The following is a 15,097-nucleotide window of genomic DNA, read 5'->3' as shown; positions in this document are numbered from 1 at the left end:
GCTCGATGATGGCCGAAACACCGCTACCGGCGGAGCACAGCTCCAGCCTGAAGATCTACTTCCGGCTGCTGAGCTACGTGAAACCCTATGTCGGCATTTTCCTGCTGAGCATCGTCGGTTTCGTGATCTTTGCTTCGACCCAGCCCATGCTGGCCGGGATACTCAAGTATTTCGTCGACGGGCTGAGCAACCCGGAAGCGGTGTTGTTCCCCAATGTCCCGTACCTGCGCGACCTGCAGTTGCTGCAGGCGGTGCCGCTGCTGATCATCCTGATCGCGGCGTGGCAAGGCCTGGGTTCGTTCCTGGGCAATTACTTCCTGGCCAAGGTTTCCCTGTGCCTGGTGCATGACCTGCGCGTGGAACTGTTCAACAAGCTGCTGGTACTGCCCAACCGCTACTTCGACAACCACAACTCGGGCCACCTGATTTCGCGGATCACCTTCAACGTGACCATGGTCACCGGTGCCGCCACCGATGCGATCAAGGTCGTTATCCGTGAAGGCCTGACGGTGGTGTTCCTGTTCGGCTACCTGCTGTGGATGAACTGGCACCTGACCCTGGTGATGGTCGCCATCCTGCCGGTGATCGCGGTGATGGTCAGCATTGCCAGCAAGAAATTCCGCAAGCAGAGCAAGAAGATCCAGTCCGCCATGGGCGACGTGACGCATGTCGCCTCCGAGACCATCCAGGGCTACCGCGTGGTCCGCAGCTTCGGCGGTGAAGCTTACGAGCAGCAGCGCTTCGGCAAGGCCAGCCAGAGCAACACCGACAAGCAGCTGCACATGACCAAGACCGGCTCGCTGTATACGCCGCTGTTGCAGCTGGTGATCTACACCGCCATGGCGGCGTTGATGTTCCTGGTGCTGTTCCTGCGGGGCGAGTCCACCGCCGGTGACCTGGTGGCCTACATCACCGCAGCTGGCCTGCTGCCCAAGCCGATCCGTCAGCTGTCGGAAGTCAGTTCGACCATCCAGAAGGGCCTGGCCGGTGCCGAAAGCATTTTCGAGCAACTGGACGAGCAGCCGGAGGTCGACACCGGTACCGTCGAGAAGGACCGTGTGGCAGGCCGCCTCGAAGTGCGCAACCTGAGCTTCACCTACCCTGGCACCGAGCGCGAGGTGCTGAGCGACATCAGCTTCGTCGCCGAGCCCGGGCAGATGATTGCCCTGGTCGGGCGCTCGGGCAGCGGCAAGTCGACCCTGGCGGCGTTGATCCCGCGCTTCTACCACCACGACCAGGGGGAGATCCTGCTCGATGGCGTGGAGATCGAAAACTATCGCCTGCGCAACCTGCGCCGCCATGTGTCCCAGGTGACCCAGCACGTCACCCTGTTCAACGATACCGTGGCCAACAACATCGCCTATGGCGACCTGGCGGGCGCCCCGCGTGCCGATATCGAAGCGGCAGCTGCAGACGCCTACGCCAAGGAGTTTGTCGACCGCCTGCCCAAGGGCTTCGATACCGAAGTCGGTGAAAACGGCGTGCTGCTCTCCGGTGGCCAGCGCCAGCGCCTGGCGATTGCCCGGGCACTCCTGAAGAATGCGCCGCTGCTCATCCTCGACGAGGCCACTTCGGCGCTGGATACCGAGTCCGAGCGGCATATCCAGGCGGCTCTCGATCATGTCATGCAGGGCCGTACCACGCTGGTGATCGCCCACCGCCTGTCGACCATCGAGAAGGCCGACCTGATTCTGGTGATGGATCAGGGCCGTCTGGTCGAGCGCGGCACCCATGCCGAACTGCTTGCGGCCAATGGCCATTATGCCCGCCTGCATGCCATGGGCCTGGATGAGCCGGCCAAGGCCGACATCACCTGACCTGCCTTGATCGGGGCCATATCGGCCCCGATTGTCACGGGAATTTTGCAGGGTGTATCTGGCCGTAAAGCCGTCGCCTACCCTGTGCTAATATCCTGCCCCTGTTCATTATTTCCATATGGGTTGCCCATGAAGTTGTCCATGCCGCGTTTCGATCAAGCCCCGGTACTGGTGGTCGGCGATGTCATGCTCGACCGCTACTGGCATGGCGGTACTTCGCGTATCTCGCCTGAAGCGCCAGTGCCGGTGGTCAAGGTCGATCAGATCGAGGATCGCCCCGGCGGCGCGGCCAACGTTGCCTTGAACATCGCCGCCCTCGGCGCGCCAGCCTCGCTGATCGGTGTCACCGGCCAGGACGAGGCCGCCGACAGCCTCGCCAACAGCCTGCAGGCCGCTGGCGTGCGTTCGGTGTTCCAGCGCATCGCGCACCAGCCGACCATCGTCAAGCTGCGGGTCATGAGCCGTCACCAGCAACTGCTGCGCATCGATTTCGAAGAACCGTTCGCCACCGACCCGCTGTCGCTGGGGGCGGAAGTCGACAGCCTGCTCGAAGGGGTCAAGGTGCTGGTCCTGTCCGACTACGGCAAGGGCGCGCTGAAAAACCACCAGAGCCTGATCCAGGCCGCGCGTGCCAAGGGCATTCCGGTGCTGGCCGACCCCAAGGGCAAGGATTTTTCCATCTACCGTGGTGCCAGCCTGATCACCCCGAACCTCAGCGAGTTCGAAACCATCGTCGGCCGTTGCGCCGATGAGGCCGAACTGGTCGCCAAAGGCCTGCAATTGCTGCAGGACCTGGACCTTGGCGCGTTGCTGGTGACCCGTGGCGAGCACGGCATGACCCTGCTGCGCACCGGCCAGCCGGCGCTGCACCTGCCTGCACGGGCTCGCGAAGTGTTCGATGTGACCGGTGCCGGCGACACCGTGATCTCTACCTTGGCGGCTGCCATTGCCGCAGGCGAAGACCTGCCGCACGCCGTGGCCCTGGCCAACCTGGCTGCAGGTATCGTGGTCGGCAAGCTGGGTACTGCCGCAATCAGTGCGCCGGAGCTGCGCCGGGCGATCCAGCGTGAGGAAGGTTCCGAGCGTGGCGTGCTGGGCCTTGAGCAACTGCTGCTGGCCATCGACGATGCGCGGGCGCACAAGGAGAAGATCGTCTTCACCAACGGTTGCTTCGATATCCTCCATGCCGGGCATGTCACCTACCTGGAGCAGGCGCGGGCACAGGGTGATCGCCTGATCGTCGCGGTCAACGACGATGCCTCGGTCAGCCGCCTGAAGGGGCCAGGCCGTCCGATCAACAGTGCCGACCGGCGCATGGCTGTGCTGGCGGGCCTGGGCGCGGTGGATTGGGTGATCAGCTTCCCGGAGGGCACGCCGGAAAACCTGCTGAGCCAGGTCAAGCCGGACGTGCTGGTCAAGGGCGGGGACTACGGTATCGACCAGGTGGTCGGTGCCGATATCGTCAAGGGCTATGGCGGTACCGTGAAGGTGCTGGGGCTGGTCGAAAACAGCTCGACCACAGCCATTGTCGAGAAGATCCGCAAGCACTGATCGAGCCCTGGGCCGCTTCGGCGGCCCCTGCGGGAGCGCAAGCCCAGGAATATCACTTGTGCAGTGAAGTACGGGCTCGCTCCAGCAGCGCTCGTGCCTTGTCACCAAAGCGCTGCAGATGCGAAGCCGGTGCCACCTTGCGCTCCACCAGGCCCTGCTGCTTCACCCAGTCCTTCCAGCGAATCCGCTCATCGGCCACCACCCAGCCTTCCTGCCGGGCAAAGCTCTCGGCCAGGTACAGCCCGCGGGTGCTCGCCGGCACCAGCTCATCTTTCTTCAGTGTGTACAGCTCGGCCAGCGGCTGCCCATCCTGTACCGGCATCAGGTACAGGTCCGGCCGCTTGCGATTGAGCCGCGCCACCAGTTGGTCGCCTTCCAGGCGCTCATCGACATGGAAGAGGCTGAGCTTCTTGGCCTCCCTTGGCACCTGCAGGCGCATGTCGTAGATCAGCTGCAACGAAGCCGTCGGCAGGTGCACATAGGCCCGTGGCCGTTCCAGCAACATCAGGTTGCCGCAGTGCACCGGGCGGGCCGCCCCCGACTCTGGCGTCAGCACGAAGGGCAACGCTTCGCGGTAATGCAGGGCAGCGGCATACGGGGCTGGCAGCCAGGTGTCGTTGAAGCGCCCGCTCAGCCAGCCTTCCGGGGTTTCCAGCAGGCATTCTTCAGCCACTTCCTGAACGGCGGTGTGCAGCGGCAGGTTGAGCTCCTGGGCGGGGACGTAGCCGGAAATCAGCTTCAGTACCACGTCACCGCGGTCCTGGCGGCGTTGCCTCACCAGCACCCAGTAATCACGGTGCTGCCAATGCAGGGTCAGGCGCACGGAAACGCCCAGGTTGGCCAGTTCGACCACGAAGCGCTGCTTGTCGGCGAGCTGGATGGCGCGCCGCCGCTGCTGGGTCTGGGCGAAGTTCAGGGGCATGCCGATGCTCTGGTAGACCAGGCCTTCGGCAGTGGCTTCGACATGCAGCGGCAGTGTCTTGAAGTTGCTCGGGTTCTTGCGGATCAGCGTACGCGCCACGAGGCTCCTCCTTGCGTCGGGTCAGTCTCCAGGCCCATCTTGGCTGGGTGGCAACTCAATGCTGGCCCAGGATGCGGGCGACGGTGGCCACGTTGTGGGCCAGGTGCAACGGATTGATGGTGCCGACGATAGCACTGCTCACGCCCGGGTGGGCGAACAGCAGCTCGAAGCTGGCCTGCACCGGGTCGACCCCAGGGGCCAGGCAGATATGCCCGCTGGCCAACGCCTTCTTCACCAGAATGGCCTTGCCGTGCTCGGCAGCGTAGTCCAGTACCGGGCGTTCCGCCTGCTCATTGAGGTTATAGGTGACCATGGCGCAATCGCCCTGTTCCAGTGCCTTCAGGCCACCGGCGACGGTCTTGCCTGACAGCCCGTAGCCAAGGATCTTGCCTTCCTGCTTGAGCGCGGCGAGGGTCTGGTAGACCTCTTCCTGCTCGAGGATTTCCAGGTCGTTGCCATCGGAGTGCACCAGCACCAGTTCGATGCGGTCGGTTTCCAGGCGCTGCAGGCTACGCTCCACCGAGCGGCGGGTGTGGGCGGCGCTGAAGTCGAAGCTGGACTGGCCGTCTTCGAACTCTTCACCCACTTTACTGACAATTACCCACTCATCACGCTGGCCGCGCAGCAATGGGCCCAGGCGCTCTTCACTGCGGCCATAGGCCGGCGCGGTGTCGATCAGGTTGATACCCAGTTCGCGGGCCTGGGCCAGCAGCAGGCGCGCTTCGTCATCGCCGGGGATGGTGAAGCCATTGGGGTACTTGACGCCCTGGTCGCGGCCCAGCTTGACCGTGCCCAGGCCCAGCGGCGAGACCTTGAAACCGGTGCTGCCCAGCGGGCGGTGCAAGCCATGCAAGGTTGGCAGGGTCATGGCAGCAGTTGCTCCCAGGCCGGTACACCCAGGGCCGGGCGCGGCAAGCCGGCCAGGTCGGCCCGGGCTGCCGGGCGCACGCCATCGCGTTCGAGGCTGGCCAGTACGCGGTCACTGAAGTCCGGTGCCAGTGCCAGTTTGGTCGGCCAGCCCACCAGCAGGCGTTGCTGCTCGGCGAGGAAGGCGTTGTCGGGGCGGACCAGGCCAGACTGCGCGGGCTCGGCACGATCGACCCGCAGGGTGGCCCAGCGCACCTGGCTTTGGTCGACCCAGGGCAGCAGGCTGGCGATTTCCTTCTGCGCCGCGGCAATCTGCGCCGCAGGTTCGCGGGCTACGCCGTCGGCTTCGGCGATATCGCCGCCGAGGTACCAGACCCACTGGCCATCGGCAGCCGGGTGGGTGGTGACGGTTACGCGCGGTTTCGGCCCGCCACCCAGGCAGTGCGCATAAAGCGGCTTGAGGTTCGGGCCCTTGGCCAGGACCATGTGCAACGGCCGGGTCTGCATGGCCGGTTGCTCGAGGCCCAAAGCACGCAGCAGGTCTTCGGTGCCCGCGCCGGCGCTGAAGACGACGCGCTGGGCGCGGATTTCGCGGCCGTCGACGCGCAGGCCGACCAGTTCGTCGGCCTCGCGCAGCGGCTCGACCTGTTCGCCCGCGAGCAGGCTGTCACCGGCCAGTTCGGCCAGGTTGGCGAGCAGGCTGGGTACATCGATGACCAGTTCCGCCAGGCGGTAGACCTTGCCCTTGAAGCCGCGGTCTTGCAGGGCGGGTGGCAATTGCTCGCCCTTTACCTGATCGACCCGGCCACGCACGGCCTTGCTGGCGAAGAAGCTGGTCAGGTTGCCGGCCAGGGTGCCTGGCGACCACAGGTAATGGGCATCGGAAAGCAGGCGGGTACGGGTCAGGTCCAGTTCGCCGTTGCCTTCGATCGCTTCGCGCCAGCGTCGCGGCATGTCGGCGATGGCTTCCGAGGCGCCGGTCAGGGCGCCGTGCAAGGCGTACTTGGTGCCGCCGTGGATGATGCCCTGGGACTTGATGGTCTGCTCGCCACCGAGGCTGGCGCGCTCCACCAGCACCGTCGAGTAACCCAGGCGGCGCAGGCGGGCATTGAGCCAGAGGCCTGCGACCCCGGCGCCGACGATCAGCACGTCAGTGGAAATGGCGGATGGCATGGCGGTACCTCGAAGACTGGGACAGCTGGCAAGTATACAGGCTGCCTCAGTGCCCGGCAGTTTTGGAAAACAGCTGAATCACTACCACGCCGCCGACGATCATCGCCATGCCCAGCATGGCCGGTACATCCAGCTTCTGCCCATAGACCACCAGCGCCGCCACACTGATCAGCACGATGCCCAGCCCTGACCAGAGCGCATAGGCGATGCCTACCGGAATGCTGCGCACCACCAGGGTGAGCATCCAGAACGCGATCCCGTAGCCGACCACCATCAGCAACAACGGCAACGGCGTGCTCAGCCCTTTGACCGCCTTCATGGAGGCAGTGGCGATGACTTCGGCGCAGATGGCGATGGCGAGATAGGTGTAGGCGTTCATGACAGGATCCTCCGGTAACTGGCTCGGCATTTTAGCGGTTGCCCAGATGCGGTAAAGTCATTACCTATCCGAATGGGAGATAGGCCAATGGCCGAGCAATGGAACCTTGAACAACTGCGCACCTTCCTGCGCGTAGCCGAATTGCGCTCGTTTTCCGCAGTGGCCCGCGAGCAGCGCAAGGCGCAGTCGGCCATCAGCAATGCCATCGCCCTGCTGGAAACCGACCTGGGTGTCACGCTGTTCGAGCGCAGCAGCGGACGGCAACCGAAACTGACCGAAAACGGTGCGGCGTTGCTCGAGGATGCCCGTGAGCTGTTGCGCCAGTGCGAGCGCCTGGATGGCCGCGCGCTGGCGCTGATGCGCGGCCAGGAAGCGCTGCTGCGGGTCGCCCAGGATGAGGCCATGCCTTATCAGCCGGTGATCGACAGCCTCGACGAACTGGCCAGCCGCTATCCCTATCTGGAGGTACAGCTGGCCAGTGGCGCCCAGGGCGATGTGGCGCGCAAGCTGGCCGAGCGGCGTGCCGACCTGGGGCTGTTCTTCCACCACGAGCGCATCCCGGCGGCGCTGGAGCGGCGTGCGCTGGGCAGTGTGGAAATGGTCACGGTGTGTGCGGCCGGCCACCCGCTGGCCCGCGAAGGCCGGGTTACCCGTCAGCAACTGGCCCGGCACCGGCAATTGCTGATCACCCCGCAACAAAGTGGCTACCCCGGCGGCGAGGCAATCAGCCCGCACGTCTGGCGTGCCGACAGCTTCTACGCCATGGCCGAACTGCTGATGCGTGGCCTGGGCTGGGCCTGGCTGCCGCGGCATGTGGTGCAGTACCCGACCTACCAGGCGCACATGGTCGAGCTCGACAGCGAATGGCGCCCGCCAGCGCTGGTGGCGGAACTGGCCTGGCGCCGCGACGAGCCGCTGGGCCCGGCCGCGCAATGGTTGGCCGAGCGCTTTGCGGTGCACCTGCGCGCGATCGGGTAAACTCCGCCGCCATGAACAGAACACTCTATACCTTGCTGTTTCACCTGGGCCTGCCGCTGGTTGCGCTGCGCCTGTACCTGCGCGCGCGCAAGGCACCGGCCTATGGCCAGCGCATCGGTGAGCGCTTTGCCCTCCACCTGCCGGCCATGCGCCAGGGCGGGATCTGGGTGCATGCGGTGTCGGTCGGTGAAAGCATTGCCGCCGCCCCAATGGTGCGTGCGCTGCTCAAGGCCTACCCGGACCTGCCGATCACGCTCACCTGCATGACCCCGACCGGCTCCGAGCGCATTCGCGCGATGTTCGCCGATGAACCGCGCATCCAGCATTGCTACCTGCCTTACGACTTGCCCTGGGCGGCCGGGCGCTTTCTCGACCATGTGCGCCCGCGGCTGGGCATCATCATGGAAACCGAACTGTGGCCCAACCACATCCACCAGTGCGCCCGGCGCGGCATTCCGGTGGCCCTGGCCAACGCCCGGCTGTCCGAGCGCTCGGCCCGTGGTTATGGGCGCTTTGCCAGGCTGACCCGGCCGATGCTGGGTGAGATGAGCCTGATCGCCGTGCAGACAGAGACCGAGGCCCGGCGTTTCCGTGAGCTGGGTGCCCGTCCTGAGTGCGTGCAGGTTACCGGCTCGATCAAGTTCGACCTGAAGATCGATGAGCACTTGCAGCCCCGTGCCAGGGCACTGCGCGAACAGTGGGGTGCCGACCAGCGTCCGCTGTGGATCGCTGCCAGCACGCATGAGGGGGAAGACGCCTTGATCCTGCAGGCGCACCGGCAGTTGTTGCAGGTGCACGGTGATGCGCTGCTGATCCTGGTGCCGCGCCACCCTGAGCGGTTCGATGGCGTGCATGCCTTGTGCGCTGGGCAGTTCGCCACGGTACGTCGCTCTGCCGGCACGCCGGTGCAAGCGCAGACGCAGGTGCTGCTTGGCGACACCATGGGAGAGTTGCTGTTCCTCTATGCCTTGGCCGATATCGCCTTCGTCGGCGGTAGCCTGGTGGCCACGGGCGGCCATAACCCGTTGGAGCCTGCGGCATTGGCATTGCCGGTGCTCATGGGGCCACACGTGTTCAACTTCCTTGAAATCAGCGCGATGTTGCGCGAGGCGGGGGCGTTGCAGCAGGTCGATGATGCCGACGGGCTGAGCGAGGCGGTACGGCGCCTGATCGAATTGCCGCAGGATGCGCAGCGCATGGGCGAGGCGGGCAGGGCGGTGATGCGCGCCAATCAGGGCGCCTTGCAGCGCTTGCTGGATGGGCTGGGCAGGCTTCTCAGCTGATTCTTGTGTTGGCTTTTTCGCGGGCACGCCCGCTCCCACAGGTACTGCGCAGGGCTCAGGTTTTGCACAATCCCTGTGGGAGCGGGCGCGCCCGCGAAGAGGCCAACAATAATCTCAAGGCCTGCGTTCGAAGTTCTTGGCAGCAGCGGCCGCCAAATCCGGTGGCAGGAAGTCCTTGTCCGGGTTGTAGTCCGGTTTCAGGTACTGCTTGAGGTCCTGCAGATCCTGCGGGCTCAAGGTCCCGGCAGCCTGCTTCAGGCTCAGGTTGTCGAGAATGTAGTCATAGCGGCTGTTGTTGTAGTCACGCACCGAGGTGTACAGCTGGCGCTGGGCGTCGAGCACGTCGACGATGTTGCGGGTACCGACCTGGTAGCCGATCTCGGTGGCTTCCAGCGCACTCTGGTTGGAAATGATCGACTGCTTGCGTGCCTGCACCTGTTCCACATCGGTGTTCACTGCGCGGTGCAGGTTGCGGGTGTTCTCCACCACCTGGCGGCGCAGGCTCTCGCGTTGCTGTTCACTCTGGCTCAGGCGCTGATAGGCCTCGCGTACCTGCGAGCTGGTCAGGCCACCACTGTAGATCGGAATGTTCAGCTGCAGGCCGACGCTGGTCTGTTCCACATCGCCGCTGTAGCGCTGGCCGAACGGTGACGGGTTGGTGAAGCCCAGGCTGTCGTTGTCGCCTTTTTCGTACTTGGCCACGGCATCGAGGGTCGGCGCATGCCCGGCCTTGCGCTGACGCAGGGTTTCTTCGGCGGCGGCGACGGCGTGGTTGGTGGCCAGCAGGTTGAGGTTCTGGCGGCCAGCGGTTTCCACCCAGGCCTTGGCATCGTTGGGGGTCGGCAACTTCACCGGGAGTGTGTGGACCACACCCTGGATCGAGCTGTACTCGCGGTTGGTCAGGGTGACCAGGGCCTCGAAGGCATCCTGCACCTGGCGCTCGGCGATGATCCGGTTGGCCCGGGCGGTGTCGTAGCTGGCCTGGGACTGCAGCACGTCGGTCTTGTCGGAAAGGCCGACGTCGAAACGTTCGTTGGACTGGTCCAGCTGGCGCTTGAAGGCCGCTTCCTCGGCTTTGGTCGCCGCCAGGTTGTCCTGGGCACGCAGCACGGAGAAGTAGTCCTGCGCTGTTTGCAGGATCAGGTTCTGCTCGGTCGCCGACAGTTGCAGCGCCGCCTGCTCGTTGACCGCTTCGGCGGCCTGCAGCTGGAACCAGCGATCGGCGCGGAAGATCGGTTGCGCGAGGGTCGCGCTCCAGGTATTGCCGCTGCGGTTGGCGGTGGCCGACGGCTGGTCGATCTTGGTGCGGGTATTGAGCATCTCGGCACCGGCCGAAAGGTTCGGCAGCAAGCCGGCGCGAGCCTGCGGCACGATTTCTTTCTGGGCGCCATAATCGGCACGGGCGGCAGCAAGATCGGCGTTGTTGTCGACTGCTTCCTGGTAAACACTGACCAGATCGGTCTTTACCGTCGTGGGCACATCCGCTGCCCAGACCACGCCATTGGACGCACAAGACACGGCTATCGCCAGTGAAAGTTTGCGCAGCATAGAGGCAATCCTTGTACGAAATTTAATTACTGAACTGTTGAGTATCGAGCGACGGGCCAGTGTAGTGCCATGCGCATCCGTCAACAATCATAGGTTGCGCCTTTCATCTCCCCTGCGTTTTACCCGCTTGGCTTTGCCGACCACTCCAGTCTAGACTGCGCATGTTCTTGTCGGGGTGCCTTGAAGCAAAGGCTGAGATCGCAGAGGTGCGGATCCCGTTGAACCTGATCAGGTTAGCGCCTGCGTAGGGAACAAGATTGCTCGCCTTCCCGGGGAGCCTCTTGTGCCAGGTCCGGGAATGTCGCAGCTGCATGCAGCTTCAGGCACCCCCATATCCGGCACTGCACCCGTCAACGGGTGCGTCCACGCCATTCAGGTTCACCCCGACATTCCACTGCTAGGAAGCCGTCTGGAGAGCCTGTGATGACCAAACAAGAAAAAACGATCAACCTCAGCGAATCGGCGCAAGTCGATCAGCAGTCCGTGCAACCGTTCCCGCGTTCGCGCAAGGTCTATGTCGAAGGCTCGCGCCCGGACATCCGCGTGCCCATGCGCGAAATCAGCCTGGACGACACCCCGACCGACTTCGGTGGCGAAAGCAACGCGCCGGTGCTGGTCTATGACACCTCCGGCCCGTACACCGACCCCAACGTCATCATCGACGTGCGCAAGGGCCTGGCGGACGTGCGTTCGGCCTGGATCGACGCGCGCGGTGACACCGAGCGCCTGGGCGGCCTGAGCTCCGACTTCGGCCAGCAGCGCCTGAACGATGCCGAGCTGGCCAAGCTGCGCTTCGCCCACGTGCGCAACCCGCGCCGGGCCAAGGCGGGCGCCAACGTCTCGCAGATGCACTACGCCCGCCAGGGCATCATCACCGCCGAGATGGAATACGTGGCCATCCGCGAGAACATGAAGCTGCAGGAAGCCCGCGCCGCCGGCCTGCTCAACGAGCAGCACGCCGGCCACAGCTTCGGTGCCAACATCCCGAAAGAAATCACCCCGGAATTCGTCCGCCAGGAAATCGCCCGTGGCCGCGCGATCATCCCGGCCAACATCAACCACCCGGAAGTGGAGCCGATGATCATCGGTCGCAACTTCCTGGTGAAAATCAACGGCAACATCGGCAACAGCGCCTTGGGCTCCTCGATCGAGGAAGAAGTGGCCAAGCTGACCTGGGGCATCCGCTGGGGCTCGGACACCGTCATGGACCTGTCCACCGGCAAGCACATCCACGAAACCCGTGAATGGATCATCCGCAACTCGCCGGTGCCGATCGGTACCGTGCCGATCTACCAGGCCCTGGAAAAGGTCAATGGTGTGGCCGAGGACCTGACCTGGGAGCTGTTCCGCGACACCCTGATCGAACAGGCCGAGCAGGGTGTTGACTATTTCACCATCCACGCGGGTGTGCTGCTGCGCTATGTGCCGCTGACCGCCAAGCGGGTTACCGGCATCGTCAGCCGCGGTGGCTCGATCATGGCCAAGTGGTGCCTGGCGCATCACAAGGAAAACTTCCTGTACACGCACTTCGACGAGATCTGCGAAATCATGAAGGCCTACGACGTCAGCTTCTCGCTCGGTGACGGCCTGCGCCCGGGTTCGATCGCCGACGCCAACGACGCGGCCCAGTTCGGTGAGCTGGAAACCCTCGGCGAGCTGACCAAGATTGCCTGGAAACACGATGTGCAGTGCATGATCGAAGGCCCCGGCCACGTGCCGATGCAGTTGATCAAGGAGAACATGGACAAGCAGCTGGAGTGCTGCGACGAGGCGCCGTTCTACACCCTCGGCCCGCTGACCACCGACATCGCCCCGGGCTACGACCACATCACCTCGGGTATCGGCGCAGCCATGATCGGCTGGTTCGGTTGTGCCATGCTCTGCTACGTCACGCCCAAGGAACACCTGGGCCTGCCGAACAAGGATGACGTCAAGACCGGCATCATCACCTACAAGATCGCCGCCCATGCTGCGGACCTTGCGAAAGGTCATCCGGGCGCGCAGATTCGTGACAATGCCCTGTCCAAGGCGCGTTTCGAATTCCGCTGGGAAGACCAGTTCAACCTGGGCCTGGACCCGGACACTGCGCGTGCCTTCCATGACGAGACCCTGCCGAAGGAATCGGCCAAGGTCGCGCACTTCTGCTCGATGTGCGGGCCGAAGTTCTGCTCGATGAAGATCACCCAGGAAGTGCGTGAATACGCAGCCAAGATCGAGGCCGTGGACGTGACGGTCGAACAAGGCATGCGCGAGCAGGCCGAGCGGTTCCGCCAGGAAGGCAGCCAGCTGTACCACAAAGTCTAAGACGCATCACCCGACCCTGTGGGAGCGGGCTTGCCCGCGAAGCAAGCACTGCGGTGTTTGGCACCGGCTTCGCCGGTGTTCGCGGGCAAGCCCGCTCCCACAGGATGGCGCATGCAACTCCATATTCCTCCTGCGAACATAACAATGACATCACCCAGCCAATTCTCCCCCGACCACCCGGTCCCCACCCACCAGCGCATCTTCGGCGCCCGTGACCTGTTCTCGCTGTGGTTCTCCCTCGGCATCGGCCTGATGGTCCTGCAGGTCGGCGCCATGCTGGCCCCTGGCCTTGGCCTGGCCGGCGCAATACTGGCCATCGTCCTTGGCACCGGTGTCGGTGTGCTGCTGCTGGGGGCTGCCGGTGTCATTGGCAGTGACACCGGGCTGTCGGCCATGGGCACCCTGAAGCTGAGCCTGGGCCGCCATGGCGCACGCCTGCCGGCGCTGCTCAACCTGCTGCAGCTGGTGGGCTGGGGCGCCTTCGAGATCATCGTCATGCGCGATGCCGCCAGCCTGCTGGGTGCCCGGGCATTCGGTGAAGACAGCGCCTGGAACAGCCCGATGCTCTGGACCCTGTGCTTCGGTGCCCTGGCCACCCTGCTCGCCGTCAGCGGCCCGTTGGCGTTCGTGCGCAAGGTGCTGCGTGCCTGGGGGATCTGGCTGCTGTTGGGGGCGTGCCTGTGGCTGACCTGGAACCTGTTTGCCAAGGCTGACCTGGCTGCTCTGTGGAACCGTGCCGGGGACGGTTCGATGTCGCTGGCCGTAGGCTTCGACATCGCCATCGCCATGCCGCTTTCGTGGTTGCCGCTGATCGCCGACTACTCGCGCTTTGCCCGTAACGGCAAGCATGTATTCGGTGGCACCGTTGTGGGCTACTTCATCGGCAATACCTGGCTGATGAGCCTGGGCGTGGCCTACACCCTGGCGTTCGCCGCCAGTGGCGAAGTCAATGCGCTGCTGCTTGCCCTGGCAGGCGCCGGCATGGGCATTCCGCTGCTGTTGATTCTGCTGGACGAGTCGGAAAAGGCCTTCGCTGACATCCACTCGGCGGCCGTTTCCACCGGCGTGTTGCTGCCGCTGAAGGTCGAACACCTGGCCTTGGCCATTGGTGTGCTGTGCACGCTGATCGCCTTGCTGGCGCCACTGACCCAGTACGAGAACTTCCTGCTGCTGATCGGTTCGGTGTTCGCGCCGCTGTTCGGTGTGGTGCTGATGGACCACTACGTGATTCGCCGCCGCCGCCTGCCGGCGCAGGTCGATGGCTTGCACTGGCAGGCGCTGGTGGCCTGGGTGGTGGGTGTGGCGGCCTATCACGTGATCGCCGCCAAGGCGCCGGAGCTGGGGGCTACCCTGCCAGCCTTGCTGCTGGCAGGCGGGCTGCACGGGCTACTGAGCTTCAGCCGCGGCCGGGAAACAGCTCAGGCTTGAGCACGCCGTTCAGGCGCGGGTAGGGGATCTTAAGTTCCACGTGGCCCATGGAGTAGGGCGCGATGGCATAGACTTCGTACTTCACCACCACTGCGCCGTACGTCAGGGCGATGTGCGGCGACTTCTTGAACGGCCAGGTCTTGACGAACTCGGCGTCCTTGTCCATGCCCACGCTGATCAGCCAGGCACGGTGCGACTCTTCCACGGTCTTCCAGAAGGTCTCCTCCTGGCCTGGTACCAGCATGTCCTGCAGGGTCAGCACCTTGTCCAGCTTGCGCGAGTAGTTGATGAAGCCGCGCCCCGGCATGCCGTGGGCGCCGCCGCTGTCGAGGTAGCTGGACAGCTCGATGATCACCAGCCCGTCATGCTGCTCGCGTACCTTGGCTTGCAGGTAGCTGCTGTTGCGTTTGTCGGCACTGGCCAGGTATTGCTGCTCGTAAGCCTGCAAGGTGGCTGGTGCGGTGCCATGCTGATTGTCTTCGGTCAGTTGCAGCAGGCGCTTTTCGACGATGGCATCGAGCTTGGGCTGGGCCGGGAAGTGGATGGTGTCGATGTTCACCAGCGGGCAGTCGCTTGCGCTGCAGCCAGGTTTGACGTGCTCCCAGGCATCACGCTTGACCTCGAGCGGGGTCCGGTAATTGGGGCCGAACACGCTCTGGCAGGCGCCCAGAGCGAGTGCCAGCACGGCCACGGAAGTCAGTTTGACAAGTGTCATGGTGATCCTTGCAGAACAGGGAAAAGTCGGCCT

General features: G+C 64.5%; 12 protein-coding genes and 1 riboswitch. Of the genes, 6 read left to right on the top strand and 6 right to left on the bottom strand.

Features of this window, described 5'->3' with window-relative positions:
- Positions 1 to 8 precede the first annotated feature (8 nt).
- Together msbA and hldE are read left to right on the top strand one after the other, a co-directional pair.
- The gene (gene msbA / locus CAF78_RS06290) at positions 9 to 1,817 is read left to right on the top strand and encodes a lipid A export permease/ATP-binding protein MsbA (RefSeq protein WP_085676865.1); all 1,809 of its coding nucleotides are present in this window, start codon (positions 9 to 11) and stop codon (positions 1,815 to 1,817) included.
- 129 nt (positions 1,818 to 1,946) lie between these two features.
- The gene (gene hldE / locus CAF78_RS06285; RefSeq protein WP_085676735.1) at positions 1,947 to 3,368 is read left to right on the top strand and encodes a bifunctional D-glycero-beta-D-manno-heptose-7-phosphate kinase/D-glycero-beta-D-manno-heptose 1-phosphate adenylyltransferase HldE; all 1,422 of its coding nucleotides are present in this window, start codon (positions 1,947 to 1,949) and stop codon (positions 3,366 to 3,368) included.
- A 52-nt stretch (positions 3,369 to 3,420) separates the two neighbouring features.
- Here hldE and CAF78_RS06280 read toward each other — a convergent pair whose 3' ends face one another.
- From CAF78_RS06280 to CAF78_RS06265, 4 genes are read right to left on the bottom strand one after another with little or no spacing between them, the layout of a single operon-like run.
- The gene (locus CAF78_RS06280; RefSeq protein WP_085676736.1) at positions 3,421 to 4,389 is read right to left on the bottom strand and encodes a metal ABC transporter ATPase; all 969 of its coding nucleotides are present in this window, start codon (positions 4,387 to 4,389) and stop codon (positions 3,421 to 3,423) included.
- Between the two features lie 55 nt (positions 4,390 to 4,444).
- The gene (locus CAF78_RS06275) at positions 4,445 to 5,257 is read right to left on the bottom strand and encodes an aldo/keto reductase (protein WP_085676737.1); all 813 of its coding nucleotides are present in this window, start codon (positions 5,255 to 5,257) and stop codon (positions 4,445 to 4,447) included.
- Positions 5,254 to 6,429: an FAD-binding oxidoreductase gene (locus CAF78_RS06270; RefSeq protein ID WP_085676738.1), complete on the bottom strand. Its 1,176-nt coding sequence runs from the start codon at positions 6,427 to 6,429 to the stop codon at positions 5,254 to 5,256. The genes CAF78_RS06275 and CAF78_RS06270 overlap by 4 nt, the downstream gene beginning before the upstream one ends.
- A 46-nt stretch (positions 6,430 to 6,475) precedes the next feature.
- Positions 6,476 to 6,808 (bottom strand): multidrug efflux SMR transporter, encoded by a 333-nt coding sequence (locus CAF78_RS06265; RefSeq protein ID WP_079229942.1) that lies wholly within the window; start codon positions 6,806 to 6,808, stop codon positions 6,476 to 6,478.
- A gap of 87 nt (positions 6,809 to 6,895) precedes the next feature.
- Between CAF78_RS06265 and CAF78_RS06260 the strand changes: the two genes are divergently transcribed.
- Together CAF78_RS06260 and waaA are read left to right on the top strand one after the other, a co-directional pair.
- The gene (locus tag CAF78_RS06260) at positions 6,896 to 7,786 is read left to right on the top strand and encodes a LysR family transcriptional regulator (RefSeq protein WP_085676739.1); all 891 of its coding nucleotides are present in this window, start codon (positions 6,896 to 6,898) and stop codon (positions 7,784 to 7,786) included.
- Between the two features lie 11 nt (positions 7,787 to 7,797).
- Positions 7,798 to 9,069: a lipid IV(A) 3-deoxy-D-manno-octulosonic acid transferase gene (gene waaA / locus CAF78_RS06255; protein WP_085676740.1), complete on the top strand. Its 1,272-nt coding sequence runs from the start codon at positions 7,798 to 7,800 to the stop codon at positions 9,067 to 9,069.
- Positions 9,070 to 9,183: 114 nt separating this feature from the next.
- Here waaA and CAF78_RS06250 read toward each other — a convergent pair whose 3' ends face one another.
- Positions 9,184 to 10,617 (bottom strand): TolC family outer membrane protein, encoded by a 1,434-nt coding sequence (locus CAF78_RS06250; RefSeq protein WP_085676741.1) that lies wholly within the window; start codon positions 10,615 to 10,617, stop codon positions 9,184 to 9,186.
- Between the two features lie 161 nt (positions 10,618 to 10,778).
- Positions 10,779 to 10,885, top strand: a riboswitch (TPP riboswitch).
- Between the two features lie 155 nt (positions 10,886 to 11,040).
- Here CAF78_RS06250 and thiC point away from each other — a divergent pair.
- Both thiC and cytX read left to right on the top strand, forming a co-directional pair.
- Positions 11,041 to 12,921, top strand: a complete 1,881-nt coding sequence (gene thiC, locus CAF78_RS06245; RefSeq protein WP_085676742.1) for a phosphomethylpyrimidine synthase ThiC — start codon at positions 11,041 to 11,043, stop codon at positions 12,919 to 12,921.
- A 144-nt stretch (positions 12,922 to 13,065) separates the two neighbouring features.
- Positions 13,066 to 14,349: a putative hydroxymethylpyrimidine transporter CytX gene (gene cytX, locus CAF78_RS06240; protein ID WP_085676743.1), complete on the top strand. Its 1,284-nt coding sequence runs from the start codon at positions 13,066 to 13,068 to the stop codon at positions 14,347 to 14,349.
- Here the strand turns inward: cytX and CAF78_RS06235 are convergent.
- A complete protein-coding gene (locus CAF78_RS06235) occupies positions 14,318 to 15,064 on the bottom strand; it encodes an RsiV family protein (protein ID WP_085676744.1) in 747 nt (248 codons plus the stop codon). The two genes, cytX and CAF78_RS06235, sit on opposite strands and share 32 nt — an antisense overlap.
- Positions 15,065 to 15,097 lie beyond the last annotated feature (33 nt).

The sequence above is a fragment of the Pseudomonas sp. R28(2017) genome, from assembly GCF_002112505.1.
GTDB lineage: Bacteria > Pseudomonadota > Gammaproteobacteria > Pseudomonadales > Pseudomonadaceae > Aquipseudomonas.
This window is presented reverse-complemented; position numbering and strand designations above follow the sequence as displayed.

Coding starts and splice junctions, on each gene's coding strand:
- waaA (WP_085676740.1), top strand. CDS start 7,798: ATGAACAGAACACTCTATACCTTGCTGTTTCACCTGGGCCTGCCGCTG.
- cytX (WP_085676743.1), top strand. CDS start 13,066: ATGACATCACCCAGCCAATTCTCCCCCGACCACCCGGTCCCCACCCAC.
- hldE (WP_085676735.1), top strand. CDS start 1,947: ATGAAGTTGTCCATGCCGCGTTTCGATCAAGCCCCGGTACTGGTGGTC.
- CAF78_RS06265 (WP_079229942.1), bottom strand. CDS start 6,808: ATGAACGCCTACACCTATCTCGCCATCGCCATCTGCGCCGAAGTCATC.
- CAF78_RS06250 (WP_085676741.1), bottom strand. CDS start 10,617: ATGCTGCGCAAACTTTCACTGGCGATAGCCGTGTCTTGTGCGTCCAAT.
- CAF78_RS06235 (WP_085676744.1), bottom strand. CDS start 15,064: ATGACACTTGTCAAACTGACTTCCGTGGCCGTGCTGGCACTCGCTCTG.
- CAF78_RS06260 (WP_085676739.1), top strand. CDS start 6,896: ATGGCCGAGCAATGGAACCTTGAACAACTGCGCACCTTCCTGCGCGTA.
- CAF78_RS06275 (WP_085676737.1), bottom strand. CDS start 5,257: ATGACCCTGCCAACCTTGCATGGCTTGCACCGCCCGCTGGGCAGCACC.
- thiC (WP_085676742.1), top strand. CDS start 11,041: ATGACCAAACAAGAAAAAACGATCAACCTCAGCGAATCGGCGCAAGTC.
- CAF78_RS06270 (WP_085676738.1), bottom strand. CDS start 6,429: ATGCCATCCGCCATTTCCACTGACGTGCTGATCGTCGGCGCCGGGGTC.
- msbA (WP_085676865.1), top strand. CDS start 9: ATGGCCGAAACACCGCTACCGGCGGAGCACAGCTCCAGCCTGAAGATC.